4 protein-coding genes are annotated in these 3849 nt (G+C 71.6%); all 4 read right to left on the bottom strand.

Annotated elements, in window-relative coordinates; translation table 11 throughout:
* Positions 1-235, bottom strand: a 235-nt coding sequence (locus AC51EU_RS28155; protein WP_496269910.1) for a biotin/lipoyl-containing protein, incomplete at its 3' end; no start/stop codon positions are given.
* Positions 236-324: 89 nt separating this feature from the next.
* The gene (gene lpdA, locus AC51EU_RS28150) at positions 325-1713 is read right to left on the bottom strand and encodes a dihydrolipoyl dehydrogenase (protein WP_496269909.1); all 1389 of its coding nucleotides are present in this window, start codon (positions 1711-1713) and stop codon (positions 325-327) included.
* 295 nt (positions 1714-2008) lie between these two features.
* Complete coding sequence (locus AC51EU_RS28145) at positions 2009-3550, bottom strand: leucyl aminopeptidase (RefSeq protein WP_496269908.1); 1542 nt, start codon at positions 3548-3550, stop codon at positions 2009-2011.
* A 168-nt stretch (positions 3551-3718) separates the two neighbouring features.
* Positions 3719-3849 (bottom strand): adenosylcobinamide-GDP ribazoletransferase (locus AC51EU_RS28140; protein WP_496269911.1); only part of this gene is annotated, 131 nt, incomplete at its 5' end.

The raw sequence follows: 3849 nt of genomic DNA, 5'->3' as shown, positions 1-3849 counted from the left end.
CGTCGTCGATGAGGGCCAGCTCGGCGCCGACCTCCACCGTCTCGTCCTCGGCGACCTTGATGGACGACAGGACGCCGGAGGCCGGGGCCGGGATCTCGGTGTCGACCTTGTCGGTCGACACCTCCAGCAGGGGCTCGTCGGCCTCGACGCGCTCACCCTCGGCCTTCAGCCAGCGGGTGACGGTGCCCTCGGTGACGCTCTCGCCGAGCGCCGGAAGGGTTACGGAAACCGCCATGGTTCCAGTTGCTCCTTACGGATGGGGTCTCCCCTGTTCGAGCGAAGTCGAGATCGGGGAAGCGGATGTGATCGCGCCCGGGAAAGGGGTCAGTCGTGGGAGTGGAGGGGCTTGCCGGCCAGGGCCAGGTGGGCCTCGCCGAGCGCCTCGTTCTGCGTCGGGTGGGCGTGCACGAGCTGCGCCACCTCGGCCGGCAGGGCCTCCCAGTTGTAGATCAGCTGGGCCTCGCCGACCTGCTCGCCCATGCGGTCACCGACCATGTGGACGCCGACCACGGCACCGTCCTTGACCTGGACCAGCTTGATCTCGCCCGCGGTCTTGAGGATCTTGCTCTTGCCGTTGCCCGCCAGGTTGTACTTCAGGGCGACGACCTTGTCCGCGCCGTACAGCTCCTTGGCCTTGGCCTCGGTGATACCGACGGAGGCGACCTCGGGGTGGCAGTACGTCACCCGCGGCACGCCGTCGTAGTCGATCGGCACGGTCTTCAGACCGGCCAGCCGCTCCGCCACCAGGATGCCCTCGGCGAAGCCGACGTGCGCGAGCTGGAGGGTGGGGACGAGGTCACCGACGGCCGAGACGGTCGGCACGTTGGTGCGCATGTACTCGTCGACCAGGACGTAGCCGCGGTCCATCGCGACGCCCTGCTCCTCGTAGCCCAGGCCCGCCGAGACCGGCCCGCGGCCGATCGCGACCAGCAGCACCTCGGCCTCGAAGGTCTTGCCGTCGGCCAGGGTGACCCGCACACCGTTCTCGGTGTACTCGGCCTTCTCGAAGAAGGTGCCGAGGTTGAACTTGATGCCCCGCTTGCGGAAGGCGCGCTCCAGCAGCTTGGAGCTGTTCTCGTCCTCGACGGGGACGAGGTGCTTGAGGCCCTCGATCACCGTGACGTCGGTACCGAAGGACTTCCACGCCGAGGCGAACTCGACGCCGATGACGCCGCCGCCCAGGATGATCGCGGACTGCGGGACGCGGTCCAGGGTGAGCGCGTGGTCCGAGGAGATGATGCGGTTGCCGTCGATCTCCAGGCCCGGCAGCGACTTCGGCACGGAACCGGTGGCGAGCAGGACGTGGCGGCCCTGGACGCGCTGACCGTTCACATCGACCGAGGTCGGGGAGGACAGCCGGCCCTCGCCCTCGATGTAGGTCACCTTGCGCGAGGCGACCAGGCCCTGGAGGCCCTTGTACAGGCCCGCGATCACGTCGTCCTTGTACTTGTGGACGGCCTTGATGTCGATGCCCTCGAAGACCGCCTTGACGCCGAACTGCTCGGCCTCGCGGGCCTGGTCGGCGATCTCGCCGGCGTGCAGCAGCGCCTTGGTGGGGATGCAGCCGTTGTGCAGGCAGGTGCCGCCGAGCTTGTTCTTCTCGATCAGGGCGACGTCCAGGCCCAGCTGCGCCCCGCGCAGGGCAGCGGCGTAACCACCGCTACCGCCTCCGAGGATCACTAGGTCGAAAACGGTGCTGGCGTCGTTCGCCACGTCACGTCCTCCATGCATGGGTACGCCGGCCCCGGTCTGCGGTGACCGGGCGGCGGCTGTGGTTCGGCCGCATTGAATTCGGCCCTGGGTAAGGGGGGCCCTGCCCTGCCGAGAACCCATCTTCGCACTTGTTGAACGAAGCCGGGACGGCGGGCCGGGCCGGGCGGCCGCCGGACGGGGGCCGCCAAGGGGTTACCTCCGCGTACGAGCTGCGGATTTCGTCGAGGGCGAACGCACGCCGACGGCCCCGGGCCACAGGCCGCGGGGCCGTACGGACGCGCGGTGCGCGGCGGCGTCAGCCGAGGTCGCCCGCGGCGGTGTGCTCGGCGAGCCGGACCAGCGTCCGCACCGCGGAGCCGGTGCCGCCCTTGGGCGTGTAGCCGAACGGCGCGCCCTCGTGGAACGCCGGGCCCGCGATGTCCAGGTGCGCCCAGGGGATGCCCTCGCCCACGAACTCCTTCAGGAACAGGCCGGCGACCAGGCCGCCGCCCATCCGCTCACCCATGTTGGCGAGGTCGGCGACCGGCGAGTCCATGCTCTTGCGCAGCTCGGCCGGCAGCGGCATCGGCCAGGCCTGCTCGCCGACCTCCTCCGCGATCTCGTGCAGCTCGGTGCGGAAATCGTCGTCGTTGGCCATGATCCCGAACGTGCGGTTGCCCAGCGCCAGCATCATCGCGCCGGTCAGCGTCGCCACGTCCACGATCGCGTCGGGCTCCTCCTCCGAGGCGCGGGTCAGCGCGTCGGCCAGCACCAGCCGGCCCTCGGCGTCGGTGTTGAGCACCTCGACGGTCTTGCCGCTGTACATCGTCAGGACGTCACCCGGGCGGGTGGCGCTGCCCGACGGCATGTTCTCGGCGAGGGCGAGCCAGCCGGTGACGTTGACCGCGAGGCCGAGCCGGGCGGCGGCGACCACGGCGGCGAACACCGCGGCGGCACCGCTCATGTCGCACTTCATCGTCTCGTTGTGGCCGGCCGGCTTGAGCGAGATGCCGCCCGAGTCGTAGGTGATGCCCTTGCCGACGAGGGCGAGCGTGCTGGTCGCGTCGGGGTGGGTGTGCGCGACGCGCACCAGCCGCGGCGGGTTCTGCGAACCCTGGCCGACGCCCGTCAGACCGCCGAAGCCGCCCTTCTTGAGTGCCTTCTCGTCCAGCACCTCGACGGTCAGGCCGAACTCCTTGGCGGCGGCCTGCGCCTCGGCCGCGAACGCCTTCGGGTCCAGGTCGTTGGAGGGCGTGTTGATCAGGTCGCGGGCGCGGTTGATCTCCGAGGTGAGCACCTGGGCGCGCTCGGCGGCCGCCTTGAACTCCTTGTCCCGCGGCTTGCCGCCGAGCAGGGCGACCTCCGCCAGCGGCGCGGAGGCGTCGTTCTTCTTCGCGCCCTTCCCGCGGCCCTTGGCGCCGTTGCCGCGGTACGCGGTGAACGCGTACGCGCCCAGCAGCGCGCCCTCGGCGACCGCGGCGGCGGCGTCGGCGTCCTCCAGGGGCAGGGCGAAGCCGGCCTTCTTGGAGCCGGCCAGGGCGCGGGCGGCGCTGCCCGCGGCGCGGCGCAGCGCCTCGTGGTCGTAGACCTCGTCCTCGGCGGGGGCGTCACCGAGGCCGACCGCCACCACGACCGGCGCCTTGAGGCCCTCGGTCGCCGGCAACTTGGTCACCTCGCCCTCGGCACCGCTCGCGCCGAGGGTCTCCAGCACGGCGGCCAGCTTGCCGCCGAACGCCTCGTCCACGGCCTCGGCGCCGGGGGCCGCCACGACGCCCTTGGGGCCCTTGGCCACGCCCACGACGACGGCATCCACACGCGCCGTCGCGGCGGAAGAAGTACTGAGGGTCAGTGCAGTCACGGTGATGAAAGTCCTGTTCCGTCCGGGTTTCTGATCGCGCACAGGGCGCTGCTGCGGCCGAGCCTACGCGCGACGGCGTCACATGGCTCCGCCCCGCCCGGTGAGACCCACGCCACACCGCGCTGATGGCACGTCAGGCGGAGGGCCCGGCGGACACCGTCCGGAGCCTCACCGGCCGAGCGCCAGCACCACCAGTGCCGTCAGCCCCGCCGTCTCCGCGAGCGCCCCGAACACATCACCCGTCACCCCGCCGAACCGCCGTACGCAGTGCCGCAGCAGCCCCTCCGCGACGGCCAGCG

This window comes from Candidatus Streptomyces philanthi, assembly GCF_059553635.1.
Note: the sequence above shows the minus strand (reverse complement) of the source record. Positions and strands in the feature narration are given on the sequence as shown.